General features: G+C 62.1%; 23 protein-coding genes. 22 read left to right on the top strand and 1 reads right to left on the bottom strand.

Annotation, left to right across the window (positions count from 1 at the left end; all coding sequences use genetic code 11):
• The first annotated feature begins 48 nt into the window (after positions 1-48).
• The gene (rpoC, locus tag RBH77_RS18190; protein ID WP_311028986.1) at positions 49-4,245 is read left to right on the top strand and encodes a DNA-directed RNA polymerase subunit beta'; all 4,197 of its coding nucleotides are present in this window, start codon (positions 49-51) and stop codon (positions 4,243-4,245) included.
• A gap of 89 nt (positions 4,246-4,334) precedes the next feature.
• Here rpoC and RBH77_RS18185 read toward each other — a convergent pair whose 3' ends face one another.
• Positions 4,335-4,616, bottom strand: coding sequence for a transcriptional regulator (locus RBH77_RS18185; protein WP_311028985.1), 282 nt, complete (start codon positions 4,614-4,616; stop codon positions 4,335-4,337).
• Positions 4,617-5,061: 445 nt separating this feature from the next.
• On the opposite strand from RBH77_RS18185, the gene rpsL reads away from it, so the two are divergent.
• From rpsL to rplF, 21 genes are all read left to right on the top strand, one after another.
• Positions 5,062-5,433 carry a 30S ribosomal protein S12 gene (gene rpsL / locus RBH77_RS18180; protein WP_008837709.1) on the top strand — a complete coding sequence of 124 codons (372 nt, stop codon included), beginning with the start codon at positions 5,062-5,064 and terminating at the stop codon, positions 5,431-5,433.
• Between the two features lie 61 nt (positions 5,434-5,494).
• Positions 5,495-5,965: a 30S ribosomal protein S7 gene (gene rpsG / locus RBH77_RS18175; protein ID WP_311028983.1), complete on the top strand. Its 471-nt coding sequence runs from the start codon at positions 5,495-5,497 to the stop codon at positions 5,963-5,965.
• A 27-nt stretch (positions 5,966-5,992) separates the two neighbouring features.
• The gene (gene fusA, locus RBH77_RS18170; RefSeq protein WP_311028982.1) at positions 5,993-8,083 is read left to right on the top strand and encodes an elongation factor G; all 2,091 of its coding nucleotides are present in this window, start codon (positions 5,993-5,995) and stop codon (positions 8,081-8,083) included.
• 62 nt (positions 8,084-8,145) lie between these two features.
• Complete coding sequence (gene tuf / locus RBH77_RS18165) at positions 8,146-9,321, top strand: elongation factor Tu (protein WP_311028980.1); 1,176 nt, start codon at positions 8,146-8,148, stop codon at positions 9,319-9,321.
• Positions 9,322-9,387: 66 nt separating this feature from the next.
• Positions 9,388-9,696, top strand: a complete 309-nt coding sequence (rpsJ, locus tag RBH77_RS18160) for a 30S ribosomal protein S10 (RefSeq protein WP_007066362.1) — start codon at positions 9,388-9,390, stop codon at positions 9,694-9,696.
• A 58-nt stretch (positions 9,697-9,754) separates the two neighbouring features.
• On the top strand, positions 9,755-10,477 hold the full coding sequence (gene rplC / locus RBH77_RS18155) for a 50S ribosomal protein L3 (RefSeq protein ID WP_311028978.1): 723 nt from the start codon (positions 9,755-9,757) through the stop codon (positions 10,475-10,477).
• Positions 10,477-11,097 (top strand): 50S ribosomal protein L4, encoded by a 621-nt coding sequence (gene rplD, locus RBH77_RS18150; RefSeq protein ID WP_311028977.1) that lies wholly within the window; start codon positions 10,477-10,479, stop codon positions 11,095-11,097. Before rplC ends, rplD begins: the two co-directional genes overlap by 1 nt.
• Complete coding sequence (locus RBH77_RS18145; protein ID WP_311028976.1) at positions 11,094-11,387, top strand: 50S ribosomal protein L23; 294 nt, start codon at positions 11,094-11,096, stop codon at positions 11,385-11,387. The genes rplD and RBH77_RS18145 overlap by 4 nt, the downstream gene beginning before the upstream one ends.
• Positions 11,388-11,406: 19 nt before the next feature.
• On the top strand, positions 11,407-12,240 hold the full coding sequence (gene rplB, locus RBH77_RS18140; protein ID WP_311028975.1) for a 50S ribosomal protein L2: 834 nt from the start codon (positions 11,407-11,409) through the stop codon (positions 12,238-12,240).
• A 15-nt stretch (positions 12,241-12,255) separates the two neighbouring features.
• Positions 12,256-12,534: a 30S ribosomal protein S19 gene (rpsS, locus tag RBH77_RS18135; RefSeq protein WP_311028974.1), complete on the top strand. Its 279-nt coding sequence runs from the start codon at positions 12,256-12,258 to the stop codon at positions 12,532-12,534.
• A 2-nt stretch (positions 12,535-12,536) separates the two neighbouring features.
• Complete coding sequence (gene rplV, locus RBH77_RS18130; protein WP_311028973.1) at positions 12,537-12,926, top strand: 50S ribosomal protein L22; 390 nt, start codon at positions 12,537-12,539, stop codon at positions 12,924-12,926.
• On the top strand, positions 12,926-13,633 hold the full coding sequence (rpsC, locus tag RBH77_RS18125; RefSeq protein WP_311028972.1) for a 30S ribosomal protein S3: 708 nt from the start codon (positions 12,926-12,928) through the stop codon (positions 13,631-13,633). Before rplV ends, rpsC begins: the two co-directional genes overlap by 1 nt.
• Positions 13,634-13,664: 31 nt before the next feature.
• Positions 13,665-14,078 carry a 50S ribosomal protein L16 gene (rplP, locus tag RBH77_RS18120; RefSeq protein WP_311028971.1) on the top strand — a complete coding sequence of 138 codons (414 nt, stop codon included), beginning with the start codon at positions 13,665-13,667 and terminating at the stop codon, positions 14,076-14,078.
• A 14-nt stretch (positions 14,079-14,092) separates the two neighbouring features.
• Positions 14,093-14,293 (top strand): 50S ribosomal protein L29, encoded by a 201-nt coding sequence (rpmC, locus tag RBH77_RS18115; RefSeq protein WP_311028970.1) that lies wholly within the window; start codon positions 14,093-14,095, stop codon positions 14,291-14,293.
• Positions 14,294-14,303: 10 nt separating this feature from the next.
• Entirely contained in the window at positions 14,304-14,546 is a 243-nt protein-coding gene (rpsQ, locus tag RBH77_RS18110) for a 30S ribosomal protein S17 (protein ID WP_311028969.1), read from the top strand.
• A 62-nt stretch (positions 14,547-14,608) separates the two neighbouring features.
• Positions 14,609-14,977 (top strand): 50S ribosomal protein L14, encoded by a 369-nt coding sequence (rplN, locus tag RBH77_RS18105; RefSeq protein WP_024585433.1) that lies wholly within the window; start codon positions 14,609-14,611, stop codon positions 14,975-14,977.
• Positions 14,978-14,988: 11 nt separating this feature from the next.
• Complete coding sequence (rplX, locus tag RBH77_RS18100; protein ID WP_311028968.1) at positions 14,989-15,303, top strand: 50S ribosomal protein L24; 315 nt, start codon at positions 14,989-14,991, stop codon at positions 15,301-15,303.
• The gene (rplE, locus tag RBH77_RS18095; protein ID WP_311028967.1) at positions 15,296-15,853 is read left to right on the top strand and encodes a 50S ribosomal protein L5; all 558 of its coding nucleotides are present in this window, start codon (positions 15,296-15,298) and stop codon (positions 15,851-15,853) included. The genes rplX and rplE overlap by 8 nt, the downstream gene beginning before the upstream one ends.
• Before the next feature lie 26 nt (positions 15,854-15,879).
• Positions 15,880-16,185 carry a 30S ribosomal protein S14 gene (gene rpsN, locus RBH77_RS18090; RefSeq protein ID WP_311028966.1) on the top strand — a complete coding sequence of 102 codons (306 nt, stop codon included), beginning with the start codon at positions 15,880-15,882 and terminating at the stop codon, positions 16,183-16,185.
• A gap of 12 nt (positions 16,186-16,197) precedes the next feature.
• A complete protein-coding gene (rpsH, locus tag RBH77_RS18085; RefSeq protein ID WP_311028965.1) occupies positions 16,198-16,596 on the top strand; it encodes a 30S ribosomal protein S8 in 399 nt (132 codons plus the stop codon).
• 33 nt (positions 16,597-16,629) lie between these two features.
• Positions 16,630-17,163: a 50S ribosomal protein L6 gene (gene rplF / locus RBH77_RS18080; protein ID WP_311028964.1), complete on the top strand. Its 534-nt coding sequence runs from the start codon at positions 16,630-16,632 to the stop codon at positions 17,161-17,163.
• The last annotated feature ends 35 nt before the right edge of the window (positions 17,164-17,198 follow it).

The raw sequence follows: 17,198 nt of genomic DNA, 5'->3' as shown, positions 1-17,198 counted from the left end.
GAATTGCACAAAGAGGGCTTTACGACGGAGCCCCACAAGGAGAATGGCATGAACCAAGAGGTCATGAATCTCTTCAATCCCCAGACGCCGGCGCAGACCTTCGATTCCATCCGGATATCGCTGGCCAGCCCCGAGAAGATCCAGTCATGGTCGTTCGGCGAGATAAAGAAGCCGGAGACGATCAACTACCGCACGTTCAAGCCTGAGCGCGACGGCCTGTTCTGCGCGCGCATCTTCGGCCCGATCAAGGACTACGAGTGCCTGTGCGGCAAGTACAAGCGCATGAAGTACAAGGGCGTCATCTGCGAGAAGTGCGGCGTCGAGGTCACGCTGTCGCGTGTTCGCCGCGAGCGCATGGGCCATATCGAGCTTGCCGCGCCCGTCGCCCATATCTGGTTCCTGAAGTCGCTGCCGAGCCGCATCGGCACGCTGCTCGACATGACGTTGAAGGATATCGAGCGCGTTCTCTATTTCGAGAACTACATTGTCACCGAACCCGGCCTGACCGCCCTGAAGGAGCATCAGCTCCTTTCGGAGGAGGAATACATGATGGCCGTGGACGAGTATGGCGAGGACAGCTTCACCGCCATGATCGGCGCGGAGGCTATCCATGACCTGCTCGCCGCGATGGATCTGGACAAGATCGCTGGCGAACTCAGGACGGAACTGGCCTCGACCACTTCGGAGCTGAAGCAGAAGAAGCTCCTGAAGCGACTGAAGGTGGTCGAGAATTTCCTCGAATCCGGCAACCGGCCGGAGTGGATGATCATGAAGATCGTCCCGGTCATCCCGCCGGACCTGCGCCCGTTGGTGCCGCTCGACGGCGGCCGCTTCGCGACGTCGGATCTGAACGACCTCTATCGCCGCGTCATCAACCGCAACAACCGCCTGAAGCGGCTGATCGAACTGCGTGCGCCGGGGATCATCATCCGCAACGAGAAGCGCATGCTGCAGGAGGCCGTCGACGCGTTGTTCGACAATGGCCGCCGCGGACGCGTCATCACCGGCGCCAACAAGCGTCCGCTGAAGTCGCTGTCCGACATGCTGAAAGGCAAGCAGGGCCGCTTCCGGCAGAACCTGCTCGGCAAGCGCGTCGACTATTCCGGCCGTTCGGTCATCGTGACCGGCCCGGAGCTCAAGCTGCATCAGTGCGGCCTGCCGAAGAAGATGGCGCTCGAACTGTTCAAGCCGTTCATCTATGCGCGGCTCGACGCCAAGGGCTATTCGTCCACCGTCAAGCAGGCGAAGAAGCTGGTCGAGAAGGAAAAGCCTGAAGTCTGGGATATCCTGGATGAGGTCATCCGCGAGCATCCGGTGTTGCTTAACCGCGCGCCGACGCTGCACCGTCTTGGCATCCAAGCTTTCGAGCCGACCCTGATCGAGGGCAAGGCGATCCAGCTTCATCCGCTGGTCTGCACGGCCTTCAACGCGGACTTCGACGGCGACCAGATGGCAGTCCACGTGCCGCTGTCGCTGGAAGCCCAGCTCGAAGCGCGCGTGCTGATGATGTCGACCAACAACATCCTGCATCCCGCGTCCGGCGCGCCGATCATCGTGCCTTCGCAGGACATGGTGCTTGGTCTCTATTACCTCTCGATCGTCAACCAGAACGAGCCGGGAGAAGGCATGGTGTTCGCCGACATGGGCGAGCTGCACCATGCGCTGGAGACCAAGGCGGTCACGTTGCACACCAAGATCAAGGGCCGCTACAAGGGCGTCGATGCCGACGGCAACGAAGTGTCGAAGATCTACGACACCACGCCCGGCCGCATGATCATTGGCGAGCTTCTGCCGAAGAATGTCAACGTCCCCTTCGAGACGGCCAACCAGGAGATGACGAAGAAGAACATCTCCAAGATGATCGACACGGTCTATCGTCACTGCGGTCAGAAGGAGACGGTCATTTTCTGCGACCGTATCATGGCGCTCGGCTTCAGCCATGCCTGCAAGGCCGGCATCTCGTTCGGCAAGGACGACATGCTCATTCCCGACACGAAAGCCGATCTGGTCGCCAAGACCGAGGCGCTCGCGAAGGAATACGAGCAGCAGTACAATGACGGCCTGATCACGCAGGGCGAGAAGTACAACAAGGTGGTCGACGCCTGGGCCAAATGCTCGGAGAAGGTCGCCGAGGAGATGATGGCTCGCATCAAGGCGGTGGAGTTCGAGGATAGCGGCCGTCAGAAGCCGATGAACTCGATCTACATGATGTCGCATTCGGGCGCCCGCGGCTCGCCGACGCAGATGCGTCAGCTTGCCGGCATGCGCGGCCTGATGGCCAAGCCATCCGGCGAGATCATCGAGACGCCGATCATCTCGAACTTCAAGGAAGGACTGACCGTTCTGGAGTACTTCAACTCCACGCACGGCGCCCGCAAGGGTCTGGCCGATACCGCCTTGAAGACCGCGAACTCTGGCTACCTGACCCGTCGCCTCGTCGACGTGGCGCAGGATTGTATCGTGGTCGCGACGGATTGCGGCACCGACAGGGGCCTGACCATGCAGCCGATCGTGGATGCGGGGCAGGTCGTCGCTTCGCTCGGCCAGCGCGTGCTTGGCCGCACCGCGCTCGACGATATCGTGCATCCGGTTTCCGGCGACATGATCGTCAAGGCCGGCAAATTGATCGACGAGCGCGATGTCGAGCAGATCGAGAAGGCCGGCATCCAGACGATCCGCATCCGCTCGGCGCTGACCTGCGATGTCAGGGTCGGGGTATGCGCGGTCTGCTACGGGCGCGATCTGGCCCGCGGCACTCCGGTCAATATCGGCGAGGCGGTCGGCGTCATCGCGGCGCAGTCGATCGGCGAGCCGGGCACGCAGCTCACCATGCGTACCTTCCACATGGGCGGCACGGCGCAGGTCGTGGACCAGTCGTTCCTTGAATCCTCCTATGAGGGCAAGGTGCAGATCCGCAACCGCAGCGTGGTGCGCAACTCCGATGGCCAGCTCATGGTGATGGGCCGCAACATGGCGGTGCTGATCCTCGACGAGGCCGGCAAGGAGCGCGGCGTCCACCGCATCACCTATGGCTCGCGTCTCTATGTGGATGATGGCGACACGGTGAAGCGCGGCCAGCGCATCGCCGAATGGGATCCGTACACGCGGCCGGTGCTGACCGAGGTGGAAGGCACGGTGGAGTTCGAGGATCTCGTGGACGGTATCTCCGTCCAGGAGACCACCGACGAATCGACCGGCATCACCAAGCGCGAGGTCATCGACTGGCGGTCGACCCCGCGCGGCAGCGATCTCAAGCCGGCGATGACGATCAAGGACGCCAAAGGCAAGGTTGCGAAGCTCGCCCGCGGCGGCGACGCCCGCTTCCTGCTCTCCGTCGAGGCGATCCTGTCGGTCGAGCCGGGCGCGCATGTGAAGCCCGGCGACGTGATCGCGCGTATTCCGATGGAAAGCGCCAAGACGAAGGACATCACCGGTGGTCTGCCACGGGTGGCCGAACTCTTCGAGGCACGTCGTCCGAAGGATCACGCCATCATCGCGGAGATCGACGGCACGATCCGCTTCGGGCGCGACTACAAGAACAAGCGCCGCATCATGATCGAGCCGCACGACGCGACGCTGGAGCCTGCCGAGTACCTGATCCCGAAGGGTAAGCCGTTCCATCTCCAGGACGGTGACACCATCGAGAAGGGCGACTATATCCTCGATGGCAACCCGGCGCCGCACGACATCCTGGCGATCAAGGGCGTGGAGGCTCTGGCTTCCTACCTCGTCAACGAGATCCAGGAGGTTTACCGGCTGCAGGGCGTGTCGATCAACGACAAGCATATCGAGGTGATCGTTCGGCAGATGCTGCAGAAGGTGGAGATCACCGTGCAGGGCGATTCGACCTACATCCCGGGCGACCATGTCGACATGATCGAACTGGACGAGGTCAACGAACGCCTGGTCGAAGAAGGCAAGAAGCCCGCGGAAGGCCAGCCGGTGTTGCTCGGCATAACCAAGGCCTCGCTGCAGACGCCGTCCTTCATCTCGGCCGCCTCCTTCCAGGAGACGACGCGGGTGCTGACCGAAGCCGCAGTGGCGGGCAAGACCGACACGCTGCAAGGCCTGAAGGAGAACGTCATCGTGGGCCGCCTGATCCCGGCCGGCACGGGGGGCGCGATGAGCCAGATCCGGCGCATCGCCACCTCGCGTGACGACCTCATCATCGATGAACGCCGCAAGCAGGCCAACGCCGAGATGGCGGAGCCGATGCTGACCGACATGACCAACGCCGCCGAATAGGCCGGACGTCAGTCACAGGAAGAAGGGGAAGGGGCCGCGTCGGTCCCTTCTTCGTTTCAAGAGTAGTCTCGCGGGACAAGACGGCGGCCTCAGGCCGGCTCGTCGAACGTAACGATGGAAACCTCGCCCTCGGTTGCGCCTTGCCAGGCGGAAAGGTGCGGCTCCTCGTCCGGCGCGCCTTCCATTTCGCCGATCTGGTCGAGTTCGGCTTCGGCATAGCCTTCCTTGGCGAGCGCCTCCAGCGCGCGGCGTACGGCCGAATCGTCGTCCGGCGCCACCAACATCACGTGAACGCCTTCCGACTCGCCGCCCTTACGGCGCCATACGCGACCAACGATGATGGTGACCGGACGCTCCTCATTGTCGTTCATGGCCGGCTTCCTTCCGATGGATTCGTTTCCCGATCGATCCTCGCATGGATGGAAATTGTGACACAGTGGAGATTCCGTCACTTTTGCTCTTGAAGGGGAGGCGTGGGGCAACAATATTGCGTGGGCTGGCATCTGCCTTTCCGACGCATGATTATTGCGCCGAAAGGGTTGACGCCTCGGCGGGTTTTGCGTATTACCCGCCGCGTCTGAGCCGATGTGAAGCATCGCTTTTCGGAACGTCGCGTTCCGGAGTTCGCTTCAAACAGGGCTCGTTCTACGAGCGAAAAGACATTTCCGGCGTGCACGAAGCGGTTTCGCTTCCTCTGCGGATTGTTCGGGCAGGACCGCGAAAGAGTGGTTTGTGCCCGAATTTGCGTATGGAAATGGCGCCTGAACGGCCCTGTCGGGCTTTGGACACGGAATTTTTGAGAAAGAGGAAGGTTTTATGCCTACCGTCAACCAGCTGATCCGCAAGCCGCGCATTGCGCCGGTGAAGCGCAACAAGGTGCCGGCCATGCAGGCGAACCCGCAGAAGCGGGGCGTCTGCACGCGCGTCTATACCACGACGCCGAAGAAGCCGAACTCGGCGCTCCGCAAGGTTGCGAAGATCCGCCTCACCAACGGCTTCGAGGTGATCGGCTACATTCCCGGCGAAGGCCACAACCTTCAAGAGCACTCCGTGGTCATGATCCGCGGTGGCCGCGTGAAGGACCTTCCGGGTGTGCGCTACCACATCATTCGTGGCGTGCTCGACACCCAGGGTGTGAAGAACCGCAAACAGCGCCGCTCAAAATACGGCGCCAAGCGTCCGAAGTAGGGTTTTCCGGCTTCGGCGCTTTTGTTTTGTGCGCCGGGCCTCGAGATTGAGAGACGAGAACATGTCCCGACGTCACAGAGCGGATAAGCGCGAGATCAATCCGGATCCGAAGTTCGGCGATCTGGTTGTCACCAAATTCATGAACGCCGTCATGTACGACGGCAAGAAGTCGGTCGCCGAAACGATCGTCTATGGCGCACTCGACCAGGTGCAGGCCAAGACGAAGCAGGAGCCGGTGGGCGTTTTCCATCAGGCGCTTGAGAACGTCGCGCCGCATATCGAGGTGAAGTCCCGCCGCGTTGGCGGCGCCACCTATCAGGTTCCGATCGATGTGCGCCCCGAGCGCCGCCAGGCGTTGGCGATCCGCTGGCTGATCGCTGCCGCGCGTGCCCGCAACGAGACGACGATGGTCGACCGTCTTTCCGGCGAGCTGATGGACGCGGCCAACAACCGCGGCTCCGCTGTCAAGAAGCGTGAAGACACGCACAAGATGGCCGAGGCCAACCGCGCATTCGCGCATTACCGCTGGTAAGCGCGAAGAGAGACGAGAGACACGACGATGGCCCGCGAATACAAGATTGAGGACTACCGCAACTTCGGTATCATGGCGCATATCGACGCCGGCAAGACGACGACGACCGAGCGCATCCTCTATTACACCGGCAAGTCCCACAAGATCGGTGAAGTCCATGACGGCGCTGCCACCATGGACTGGATGGAGCAGGAGCAGGAGCGCGGCATCACCATCACGTCGGCCGCGACGACCACCTTCTGGCAGGGCCGCGACGGCAGGAAGCGCCGCTTCAATATCATCGATACGCCGGGCCATGTCGACTTCACCATCGAAGTCGAGCGTTCGCTCCGCGTGCTCGACGGCGCTATCGCGCTTCTCGACGCCAATGCCGGTGTCGAACCGCAGACCGAGACCGTGTGGCGTCAGGCGGACAAGTACCATGTGCCGCGCATGATCTTCTGCAACAAGATGGATAAGATCGGTGCCGATTTCTATCGCTCGGTAGAGATGGTTAAGACCAGGCTGGGCGCCAATCCCGTCGTCCTGCAGCTTCCGGTTGGCGCCGAGAGCGATTTCAAGGGCGTCGTCGATCTGATCGAGATGAAAGCCTACATCTGGCACGAGGAGACCCTCGGGGCCGCTTGGGACGTCGTCGAGATTCCGGCCGACCTGAAGGACAAGGCTGAGACCTACCGCGAACAGATGATCGAGCTCGCCGTCGAAATGGACGACGATGCGATGAACGCATATCTCGAAGGCAACATGCCCTCGAACGACGAGATTCGTCGGCTGATCCGTAAGGGCACGGTCGAGGTCAAGTTCTTCCCGATGTTCTGTGGCTCGGCTTTCAAGAACAAGGGCGTGCAGCCTCTCCTCGATGGTGTTGTCGATTTCCTGCCCGCGCCGGACGAAGTGCCGGCCATCAAGGGCATCGATCCCAAGACCGAGGCGGAGGTCGTGCGTCATTCCACTGACAACGAGCCGCTTTCGATGCTCGCTTTTAAGATCATGAACGATCCCTTCGTCGGCTCGCTCACCTTCTGCCGCATCTATTCCGGCAAGCTCGTCAAGGGCGTGTCTCTGGAGAATACGGTGAAGGGCAAAAAGGAACGCATCGGCCGCATGCTGCAGATGCATTCCAACTCGCGCGCCGACATCGAAGAGGCGTTCGCTGGCGATATCGTGGCGCTTGCCGGCCTCAAGGAGACGACGACCGGCGATACGCTGTGCGACCCGGTTCATCCGGTCATCCTGGAGCGCATGGAGTTCCCCGATCCGGTCATCCAGATCGCCATCGAGCCGAAGACCAAGGGCGACCAGGAGAAGATGGGCCTGGCACTGCATCGGCTTGCCGCCGAGGATCCGTCCTTCCGCGTCAAGACCGACGAGGAAAGCGGCCAGACCATCATCGCCGGCATGGGCGAGTTGCACCTCGACATCATCGTTGACCGCATGCGTCGTGAGTTCAAGGTCGAGGCGAATGTCGGCGCGCCGCAGGTGGCCTATCGCGAGACGATCACCAAAGCTGCCGAGATCGACTACACGCACAAGAAGCAGACCGGTGGTTCGGGCCAGTTCGCCCGCGTTAAGATCATCTTCGAGCCGAATCCCGAGGGCGAGGATTTCGTGTTCGAATCCAAGATCGTCGGCGGCGCCGTTCCGAAGGAATACGTCCCTGGTGTCCAGAAGGGCATCGAGAGCGTGCTTTCCTCCGGTCCGATCGCCGGCTTCCCGATGCTCGGCGTCAAGGCAAGCCTCATCGACGGCGCTTACCACGACGTCGACTCGTCGGTGCTGGCGTTCGAAATCGCGTCGCGTGCCGCGTTCCGTGAAGGCGCCCAGAAGGCGGGCGCGCAGCTTCTCGAGCCGATCATGAAGGTCGAGGTGGTGACGCCGGAGGATTATGTCGGCAACGTCATCGGTGACCTGAACGGCCGGCGCGGCCAGATCCAGGGGCAGGAGAGCCGCGGCATCGCCGTGGTGGTCAACGCCATGGTGCCGCTCGCCAACATGTTCAAATATGTCGACACGCTGCGCTCGATGTCGCAGGGCCGCGCCCAGTACACGATGCAGTTCGATCATTACGAGCCGGTTCCGACGGCAGTCGCCCAGGAAATCCAGAAGAAATATGCGTAACGGGCGGTTGCGCCTGAACCTTAACGTGACGCCCGAACGGGCTTAGACAGTGGAGACCTCACATGGCCAAAGCGAAATATGAGCGTACGAAGCCGCATGTGAACATTGGGACGATTGGTCATGTTGACCATGGGAAGACGTCGTTGACGGCAGCGATCACGAAGTTTTTCGGGGAGTTCAAGGCGTACGACCAGATTGACGCGGCGCCGGAGGAGAAGGCGCGTGGCATCACGATCTCGACGGCGCATGTGGAGTACGAGACGGACAAGCGGCATTACGCGCATGTGGATTGCCCAGGTCACGCGGATTATGTGAAGAACATGATCACGGGTGCCGCGCAGATGGACGGCGCGATCCTGGTTGTGAGTGCGGCGGACGGCCCGATGCCGCAGACGCGCGAGCACATTCTCCTGGCGCGTCAGGTCGGCGTTCCCTCGATCGTGGTGTTCTTGAACAAGTGCGACCAGGTGGACGATGCGGAGCTTCTGGAGCTTGTCGAGCTCGAGGTTCGCGAGCTTCTGTCGAAGAACGAGTTCCCCGGCGACGACATTCCGATCGTGAAGGGTTCGGCGCTGGTTGCGCTGGAAGACGGCGACAAGAAGCTTGGCGAGGATGCGATCCGCGAACTGATGGCGGCGGTGGATTCCTACATCCCGACGCCGGAGCGTCCGATCGACCAGCCGTTCCTGATGCCGATCGAGGACGTGTTCTCGATCTCGGGCCGCGGCACGGTCGTTACGGGTCGCGTCGAGCGCGGCATCGTGAAGGTTGGCGAGGAACTCGAGATCGTCGGCATCCGTCCGACGCAGAAGACGACGTGCACGGGTGTGGAGATGTTCCGCAAGCTTCTGGACCAGGGCCAGGCGGGCGACAACATCGGCGCGCTGTTGCGCGGCATCGACCGCGAGGGCGTTGAGCGCGGCCAGGTTCTGTGCAAGCCCGGTTCGGTGAAGCCGCACACGAAGTTCAAGGCGGAGGCGTACATCCTGACGAAGGAGGAGGGAGGCCGTCATACGCCGTTCTTCACCAACTACCGTCCGCAGTTCTACTTCCGCACGACGGACGTGACGGGGATCGTGACGTTGGCCGAGGGCACCGAGATGGTGATGCCGGGCGACAACGTGACGGTGGACGTGGAACTGATCGTGCCGATCGCCATGGAGGAGAAGCTGCGCTTCGCCATCCGCGAAGGCGGCCGCACCGTCGGCGCCGGCGTCGTCGTCTCGATCAAGGAATAACGGATCAAAGGGTCCGGCGCGGGTGCGGGGGAACCTTCCCCCGCTCCGGCGGACAAGGAAATTGACATGAACGGACAAAATATCCGCATTCGCCTCAAGGCGTTCGATCATCGGGTGCTCGATGCCTCGACGCGCGAGATCGTGTCGACCGCCAAGCGTACCGGCGCCAATGTCCGCGGCCCCATTCCGCTGCCGACGCGTATCGAGAAATTCACGGTCAACCGCTCGCCGCACATCGACAAGAAGAGCCGCGAGCAGTTCGAGATGCGCACGCACAAGCGGCTGCTCGATATCGTGGATCCGACCCCGCAGACGGTCGATGCGCTGATGAAGCTTGATCTTGCTGCCGGTGTGGATGTCGAGATCAAGCTTTAACGAGCCAATTCCATGAGCCGGCGGAAAACCAAAGGCTCCTCTGAAGGAAGATGAACCGATGCGTTCAGGTGTAATTGCACAGAAGGTGGGAATGACCCGCATCTATAACGATGCGGGCGAGCATGTTCCGGTCACGGTTCTCCGCATGGAGAACTGCCAGGTCGTGGCTCAGCGCACCGAAGAGAAGAACGGCTACACGGCGGTCCAACTCGGCGTCGGGCTGGCCAAGGTCAAGAACACGACGAAGGCGCTTCGCGGCCATTTCGCCAAGGCTTCCGTGGAGCCGAAGGCCAAGGTCGCCGAGTTCCGTGTGTCGCCGGAAAACATGCTGGAAGTCGGCGCGGAGTTGACCGTGGAGCATTTCGTTCCCGGCCAGCGGGTCGATGTGACCGGCACGACGATCGGCAAGGGTTTCCAGGGCGTGATCAAGCGCCACAATTTTGGCGGCGGTCGCGCCACCCACGGTAACTCGGTCTCGCACCGCACCCACGGCTCCACCGGTCAGCGCCAGGACCCCGGCAAGGTGTTCAAGGGCAAGAAGATGGCCGGGCACATGGGCGATGTGCGCGTCACCACGCAGAACCTCGAGATCGTCTCCACCGATGGCGAGCGCGGCCTGATCCTGGTGCGCGGCGCAGTGCCCGGTTCGAAGGGCGCATGGATCATGGTGCGCGATGCGGTGAAGTTTGCGCTTCCCAAGGACGCGCCGAAGCCGGCCGCCATCCGTGCCGCCAAGTCCGACAAGGCTGAAGCCGCTCCGGCGAATGAAGGGGCCGAATAATGGATCTCAAGGTAACAACCCTCGCCGGTAAGGACGCCGGGAAGCTGACGCTTTCCGATGAGATTTTCGGGCTCGATCCGCGCGAAGACATCCTGCAGCGCGTCGTGCGCTGGCAGCTTGCCACGAAACAGCAGGGCACGCACAAGGCGAAGGGCCGCGCGGAGATTTCCCGCACCGGCGCCAAGATGTACAAGCAGAAGGGCACGGGCCGCGCCCGTCATTCTTCCGCGCGGGTGCCGCAGTTCCGCGGCGGCGGCAAGGCACACGGCCCTGTGGTGCGCGATCATTCGCACGACCTGCCGAAGAAAGTCCGCGCGCTCGGTCTGAAGCATGCGCTGTCGGCCAAGGCGAAATCGTCCAGCCTGATCGTCATCGACGATCTTTCGGTGAAGGACGCCAAGACGAAGGCGCTTGTTTCCAGCCTTGCGGCGCTCGGTCTTTCCAATGCGCTGATGATCGGCGGCGCCGAGCTTGACCAGAACTTCAAGCGCGCGGCGTCGAACATTCCCAATATCGACGTGCTGCCGGTTCAGGGCATCAACGTCCATGACATTCTGCGTCGCGGCACGCTGGTCCTTTCCAAGGCGGCGGTCGAGGCCCTCCAGGAGCGGTTCAAATGACGGATCTTCGCCACTACGATGTGATCGTCAGCCCGGCCATTACCGAGAAATCGACGATGGCGTCGGAGCAGAACCAGGTCGTTTTCAACGTCGCAAAGAAGGCGACGAAGCCGGAAATCAAGGCTGCGGTCGAGGCGCTGTTCGGCGTCAAGGTCACCGGCGTGAACACGCTCGTGCGCAAGGGCAAGGTGAAGCGCTTTCGCGGCACCATCGGCCGGCAGGGCGATATGAAGAAGGCGGTCGTGACGCTGGCCGACGGCGATTCAATCGACGTCGCAACCGGTCTCTGAGAAGCCGAGGTAGAGGATAATGGCACTCAAACATTACAATCCGGTCACGCCGGGCCAGCGCCAGCTGGTCATCGTCGATCGCTCCGGCCTCTACAGTGGCAAGCCGGTGAAGGGACTGACCGAAGGTCTGGTCTCCAAGGGCGGTCGCAACAATTCCGGCCGTATCACCGCTCGTTTCCAGGGCGGCGGTCACAAGCGCACCTATCGCGTCATCGATTTCAAGCGGCGCAAGTTCGACGTGCCGGCGACGGTGGAGCGGCTCGAATACGATCCGAACCGGTCGGCATTCATTGCGCTGGTCAAGTATGAGGACGGCGAGCTTTCCTACATCCTGGCGCCGCAGCGCCTGGTCGCTGGCGATACCGTGATTGCTGCCGAGAGCGCCGACGTGAAGCCCGGCAACGCCATGCGGCTGTCGTCGATGCCGGTCGGCACGATCGTGCATAACGTGGAACTGAAGCCGGGCAAGGGCGGCCAGATCGCTCGTTCCGCCGGTACCTATGCGCAGCTTGTCGGCCGCGACCAGGGCTGGGCGATCCTGCGCTTGAATTCAGGCGAGCAGCGTGTCGTCCACGGCTCCTGCCTGGCGACGGTGGGGGCGGTTTCCAACCCCGACCACGGCAACATCAGTCTCGGCAAGGCCGGGCGCAAGCGCTGGCTGGGCAAGCGCCCGCACAATCGCGGCGTCACCATGAACCCGGTCGACCATCCGCATGGCGGCGGTGAAGGCCGCACCTCCGGCGGCCGCAATCCGGTCACGCCCTGGGGCAAGCCGACCAAGGGCAAGAAGACGCGGTCCAACAAGGCGACCGACAAGTTCATCATGCGCTCGCGCCACCAGCGCAAGAGCTAAGGAAAGGGTTCTCCAGTGTCCCGTTCAGTTTGGAAAGGCCCGTTCATCGACGGCTATCTTTTGAAGAAAGCCGACAAGGTGCGCGAGGGCGGCCGTAACGAGGTCATCAAGATGTGGAGCCGTCGCTCGACGATCCTGCCGCAGTTCGTCGGCCTGACCTTCGGTGTCTACAACGGCCAGAAGCATATTCCGGTCTCCGTGTCGGAAGACATGGTCGGCCACAAGTTCGGCGAGTTTTCCCCGACGCGCACCTATTACGGTCACGGCGCGGACAAGAAGGCGAAGAGGAAATAATCATGGGCAAGCCAAAGGCTCCGCGGCGGCTTGAGGATAACGAGGCGCGCGCCGTGCTGCGCACGATCCGCATCAGCCCGCAGAAGCTGAACCTGGTTGCCGCGCTGATCCGTGGCAAGAAGGTGGCGACTGCGCTGTCGGACCTCGAATTCTCGCGCAAGCGTATCGCCGGCACCGTGAAGAAAACGCTGGAATCGGCCATCGCCAACGCGGAGAACAATCACGACCTCGACGTCGACGCGCTGATCGTGGCGGAAGCCTATGTCGGTAAATCGATCGTCATGAAGCGCTTTCATGCGCGCGGTCGCGGTCGCGCCAGCCGTATCGAGAAGCCGTTCGCCAACCTGACCATCGTCGTCAGGGAAGTCGAAGAGAAAGTGGAGGCCGCCTGATGGGCCAGAAAGTCAATCCGATCGGTCTGCGTCTCGGCATCAACCGGACCTGGGATTCGCGCTGGTATGCGAATACCGGCGAGTACGGCAGGCTTCTGCACGAGGACATCAAGATCCGCGATCTCATTATGAAGGAGATGAAGCAGGCCGCGGTGTCCAAGGTCGTCATCGAGCGCCCGCACAAGAAGTGCCGGGTCACCATCCATTCGGCGCGCCCAGGCCTCATCATCGGCAAGAAGGGTGCGGACATCGAGAAGCTGCGTCGCAGGCTTTCCGAGATGACCAACGCCGAAACGCATCTCAACATCGTCGAAGTGCGCAAGCCGGAGACCGATGCCACGCTGATCGCGCAGTCGATCGCGCAGCAGCTCGAGCGCCGTATCGCCTTCCGCCGCGCAATGAAACGTGCCGTCCAGTCGGCGATGCGCCTCGGCGCCGAGGGCATCCGCATCAACTGCTCGGGCCGCCTCGGCGGCGCGGAGATCGCGCGCATGGAATGGTATCGTGAAGGCCGCGTGCCGCTGCACACGCTGCGCGCCGATGTCGATTACGGCACGGCCGAGGCGAACACCGCCTACGGCAAGTGCGGCGTCAAGGTGTGGGTATTCAAGGGCGAGATCCTCGAGCACGACCCGATGGCGTCGGAGCGTCGTGCGGTTGAAGGCGACCACACGCATGGCGGCGGTCGCCGCCGCGAGAACGCCTGACAAGGGCAGGAAGAATCTGGAGTAACACAAGATGCTGCAGCCAAAGCGCACGACTTACCGCAAGCAGTTCAAGGGCCGCATCCATGGCGTTGCCAAGGGTGGCACGGATTTGAACTTCGGCGCTTTCGGACTGAAGGCGCTGGAGCCGAACAGGGTGACGGCACGCGAGATCGAAGCAGCCCGTCGCGCCATCACGCGCCAGATGAAGCGCCAGGGCCGTGTCTGGATCCGCATTTTCCCGGACGTTCCGGTGACTGGCAAGCCGACCGAAGTCCGCATGGGCAAGGGCAAGGGCGCTGTCGACTACTGGGCCTGCCGGGTGAAGCCCGGCCGCATCATGTTCGAGCTCGACGGTGTCGATGAGGAGACCGCGCGCGAAGCGCTTCGTCTCGGCGCCGCCAAGCTCTCGGTCAGGACGCGCTTCGTCCAGCGCATCGCGGAATAGGAAGGGTTTTGGCCATGAAGACCGATGAAGCCCGGGGAATGACCCCAGACCAGTTGAATGACGAACTGGCCAAGCTGAAGAAGGAGCAGTTCAACCTGCGTTTCCAGAAGGCGACCGGACAGCTCGAGAAAACCGCGCGCGTCCGCCAGGTTCGGCGTGACATAGCGCGCATCAAGACGATCGCGGCCGAGAAGGCCGCCGGCAAGAAGGCATAAGGACAAGACCATGCCAAAGCGCATCCTGCAGGGCACCGTCGTCAGCGACAAGAACGAGAAGACGGTCGTTGTCGATGTCGAGCGCCGTTTCACGCATCCGGCCATGAAGAAGACCGTGCGCCGCACGAAGAAGTATCAGGCGCATGACGAGTCGAACGCGCACAAGGTCGGCGATACGGTGTTCATCCAGGAATGCGCGCCTATCTCGCGCCGCAAGCGCTGGACCGTCATCACCGAAGAGCAGGCGCAGTAAGAAAAGCAAGGACAGCCGGGGAGGGCGCATCCCGACCCGGATAATCAGGAAAGCGGTCAGTCATGATTCAGATGCAAACAAACCTCGATGTCGCCGACAATTCCGGCGCGCGTCGTGTCATGTGCATCAAGGTGCTGGGCGGCTCGAAGCGCAAATATGCCTCCGTCGGCGACATCATCGTCGTCTCGGTCAAGGAGGCTATCCCGCGCGGCCGCGTGAAGAAGGGCGATGTGATGAAGGCGGTCGTGGTGCGCACGGCCAAGGACATCCGCCGTCCCGACGGCAGCGTCATCCGGTTCGACAAGAATGCGGCGGTCCTCGTCGACAACAAGAAAGAGCCGGTCGGCACGCGTATCTTTGGGCCGGTGCCGCGCGAGCTGCGCGCCAAGAACCACATGAAGATCATCTCGCTCGCGCCCGAAGTGCTGTAAGGAGCCGGAAAGTGCAAAAGATCAAAAAGGGCGACAAGGTTGTCGTGCTCGCCGGCAAGGACAAGGGTCGCACCGGCGAGGTGGTGAGCGTATCTCCGAAGGATAGCCGCGCCGTCGTTCGCGGCGTCAACCTGATCCGGCGCCACCAGCGCCAGACGCAGAGCCAGGAAGGCGGCATCATCACCAAGGAAGCGCCGATCCATCTGTCCAACATCGCGCTGGCCGATCCGAAAGACGGCAAGCCGACCCGTGTCGGCTTCACCTTCCAGAAGGACGGCAAGAAGGTGCGCGTCGCCAAGCGCTCGGGAGAAACCATCGATGGCTAAGACCGTATACGAGCCGCGGCTGAAGAAGCTCTACAACGAGAATATCCGCAAGGCGCTCCGTGAAGAGTTCAAGTACGAGAACGAGATGCAGGTTCCGCGTCTCGACAAGATCGTCGTGAATATGGGTGTCGGCGAAGCGACGGGCGATTCCAAGAAGCCTTCCGTCGCGGCGGAAGATCTCGGCCGCATCACCGGCCAGAAGGCCATTGTGACCCACGCGCGCAATTCGATCGCCGGCTTCAAGGTCCGCGAGAACATGCCGATCGGCGCCAAGGTCACACTGCGCCAGGACCGCATGTACGAATTCCTCGACCGCCTGGTCACGATCGCGCTGCCGCGCGTTCGCGACTTCCGCGGACTCAATCCCAAGAGCTTCGATGGCCGTGGCAACTTCGCCATGGGCATCAAGGAGCATATCGTGTTCCCCGAGATCAACTACGATCAGGTCGATCAGATCTGGGGAATGGACGTGATCGTCTGTACGACCGCCAAGACGGATGATGAGGCCCGGGCGCTGCTCAAGGCCTTCAACTTCCCCTTCCGGCAGTAACGGCAGGCGAGAAAAAGGAAAGCAACATGGCAAAGACCAGTGCAGTCGAAAAGAACAAGCGCCGCCGCGCTCTCGTCAAGAGCTATGCGGCCAAGCGCAAGGAGCTGAAGGCCATCGTCATGGACCAGAAGCTGCCGATCGAGGAGCGCTTCCGTGCGCAGTTGAAGCTTGCCGCACTGCCGCGCAACTCTTCGGCCACGCGCATCCGCAACCGCTGCGAGGTGACGGGCCGTCCGCGCGCCTATTACCGCAAGCTCAGGATGTCGCGTATCGCGCTGCGCGAACTCGGCGCCGTCGGCCTTGTGCCGGGCCTGGTCAAGTCGAGCTGGTAAGGAGGGTTTGAGATGTCTGTGAGTGATCCTCTCGGCGATATGCTGACCCGCATCCGCAACGCCATCGGCCGCAAGAAGGATAAGGTCTCGACGCCAGCTTCCACGCTTCGCGCCCGCGTTCTCGATGTGCTGAAGGCGGAAGGCTATATCCGCGACTACAGCCAGGTCGACTATGACAACGGCAAGTCGGAACTCGAGATCGAGTTGAAATATTTCGAGGGCCAGCCGGTGATCCGCGAGATCGCCCGCGTCTCGAAGCCCGGCCGTCGCGTCTATGTGTCGGTGAAGTCGATCCCGCAGGTCGCCAACGGCCTCGGCATCGCCATCCTGTCGACGCCCAAGGGCGTGATGGCCGACCATGAAGCGCGTGAGCAGAACGTCGGCGGCGAAATTCTCTGCCAGATATTCTGATCGGGCCAAGGAAAGAAAAGGCGAGGACAAGAAATGTCTCGTATTGGAAAGAGGCCGGTTTCCGTGCCGCAGGGTGTGACCGCGACGGTTGACGGCCAGACCGTGACCGCGAAAGGCCCGAAGGGTGAACTGAAATTCGTCGTCAACGACGAGGTTCTGGTTAAGCTCGACGATGGCCACATCAAGGTCGATCCGCGCGACCAGTCCAAGGCGGCACGCTCCAAATGGGGCATGTCGCGTACGCAGATCGTCAACATCCTGACGGGCGTCAAGGACGGCTTCGAGAAGCGCCTGGAGATCAACGGCGTCGGCTACCGTGCAGCGATGCAGGGCAGGAATCTGCAGCTTGCGCTGGGCTTCAGTCACGACGTCGTTTACGAGACCCCGCAGGGGGTCACGATCGCGGTGCCGAAGCCGACGGAAATCGTCGTGTCCGGCATCGACAAGCAGGCGGTTGGACAGGTTGCGGCGGAGATCCGTGAGTTCCGCGGCCCCGAGCCTTACAAGGGCAAGGGTGTGAAATACGCGGACGAGCGGATCGTTCGCAAGGAAGGCAAGAAGAAGTAGTTCGTCGGTCGTAGATCGTTGGTCGTTGCGAACAT

The organism is Mesorhizobium koreense (genome assembly GCF_031656215.1).
Taxonomy (GTDB): Bacteria; Pseudomonadota; Alphaproteobacteria; order Rhizobiales; family Rhizobiaceae; genus Mesorhizobium_L; species Mesorhizobium_L koreense.
Note: the sequence above shows the minus strand (reverse complement) of the source record. Positions and strands in the feature narration are given on the sequence as shown.

Coding starts and splice junctions, on each gene's coding strand:
- rpoC (WP_311028986.1), top strand. CDS start 49: ATGAACCAAGAGGTCATGAATCTCTTCAATCCCCAGACGCCGGCGCAG.
- RBH77_RS18185 (WP_311028985.1), bottom strand. CDS start 4,616: ATGAACGACAATGAGGAGCGTCCGGTCACCATCATCGTTGGTCGCGTA.
- rpsL (WP_008837709.1), top strand. CDS start 5,062: ATGCCTACCGTCAACCAGCTGATCCGCAAGCCGCGCATTGCGCCGGTG.
- rpsG (WP_311028983.1), top strand. CDS start 5,495: ATGTCCCGACGTCACAGAGCGGATAAGCGCGAGATCAATCCGGATCCG.
- fusA (WP_311028982.1), top strand. CDS start 5,993: ATGGCCCGCGAATACAAGATTGAGGACTACCGCAACTTCGGTATCATG.
- tuf (WP_311028980.1), top strand. CDS start 8,146: ATGGCCAAAGCGAAATATGAGCGTACGAAGCCGCATGTGAACATTGGG.
- rpsJ (WP_007066362.1), top strand. CDS start 9,388: ATGAACGGACAAAATATCCGCATTCGCCTCAAGGCGTTCGATCATCGG.
- rplC (WP_311028978.1), top strand. CDS start 9,755: ATGCGTTCAGGTGTAATTGCACAGAAGGTGGGAATGACCCGCATCTAT.
- rplD (WP_311028977.1), top strand. CDS start 10,477: ATGGATCTCAAGGTAACAACCCTCGCCGGTAAGGACGCCGGGAAGCTG.
- RBH77_RS18145 (WP_311028976.1), top strand. CDS start 11,094: ATGACGGATCTTCGCCACTACGATGTGATCGTCAGCCCGGCCATTACC.
- rplB (WP_311028975.1), top strand. CDS start 11,407: ATGGCACTCAAACATTACAATCCGGTCACGCCGGGCCAGCGCCAGCTG.
- rplV (WP_311028973.1), top strand. CDS start 12,537: ATGGGCAAGCCAAAGGCTCCGCGGCGGCTTGAGGATAACGAGGCGCGC.
- rpsC (WP_311028972.1), top strand. CDS start 12,926: ATGGGCCAGAAAGTCAATCCGATCGGTCTGCGTCTCGGCATCAACCGG.
- rplP (WP_311028971.1), top strand. CDS start 13,665: ATGCTGCAGCCAAAGCGCACGACTTACCGCAAGCAGTTCAAGGGCCGC.
- rpmC (WP_311028970.1), top strand. CDS start 14,093: ATGAAGACCGATGAAGCCCGGGGAATGACCCCAGACCAGTTGAATGAC.
- rpsQ (WP_311028969.1), top strand. CDS start 14,304: ATGCCAAAGCGCATCCTGCAGGGCACCGTCGTCAGCGACAAGAACGAG.
- rplN (WP_024585433.1), top strand. CDS start 14,609: ATGATTCAGATGCAAACAAACCTCGATGTCGCCGACAATTCCGGCGCG.
- rplE (WP_311028967.1), top strand. CDS start 15,296: ATGGCTAAGACCGTATACGAGCCGCGGCTGAAGAAGCTCTACAACGAG.
- rpsN (WP_311028966.1), top strand. CDS start 15,880: ATGGCAAAGACCAGTGCAGTCGAAAAGAACAAGCGCCGCCGCGCTCTC.
- rpsH (WP_311028965.1), top strand. CDS start 16,198: ATGTCTGTGAGTGATCCTCTCGGCGATATGCTGACCCGCATCCGCAAC.
- rplF (WP_311028964.1), top strand. CDS start 16,630: ATGTCTCGTATTGGAAAGAGGCCGGTTTCCGTGCCGCAGGGTGTGACC.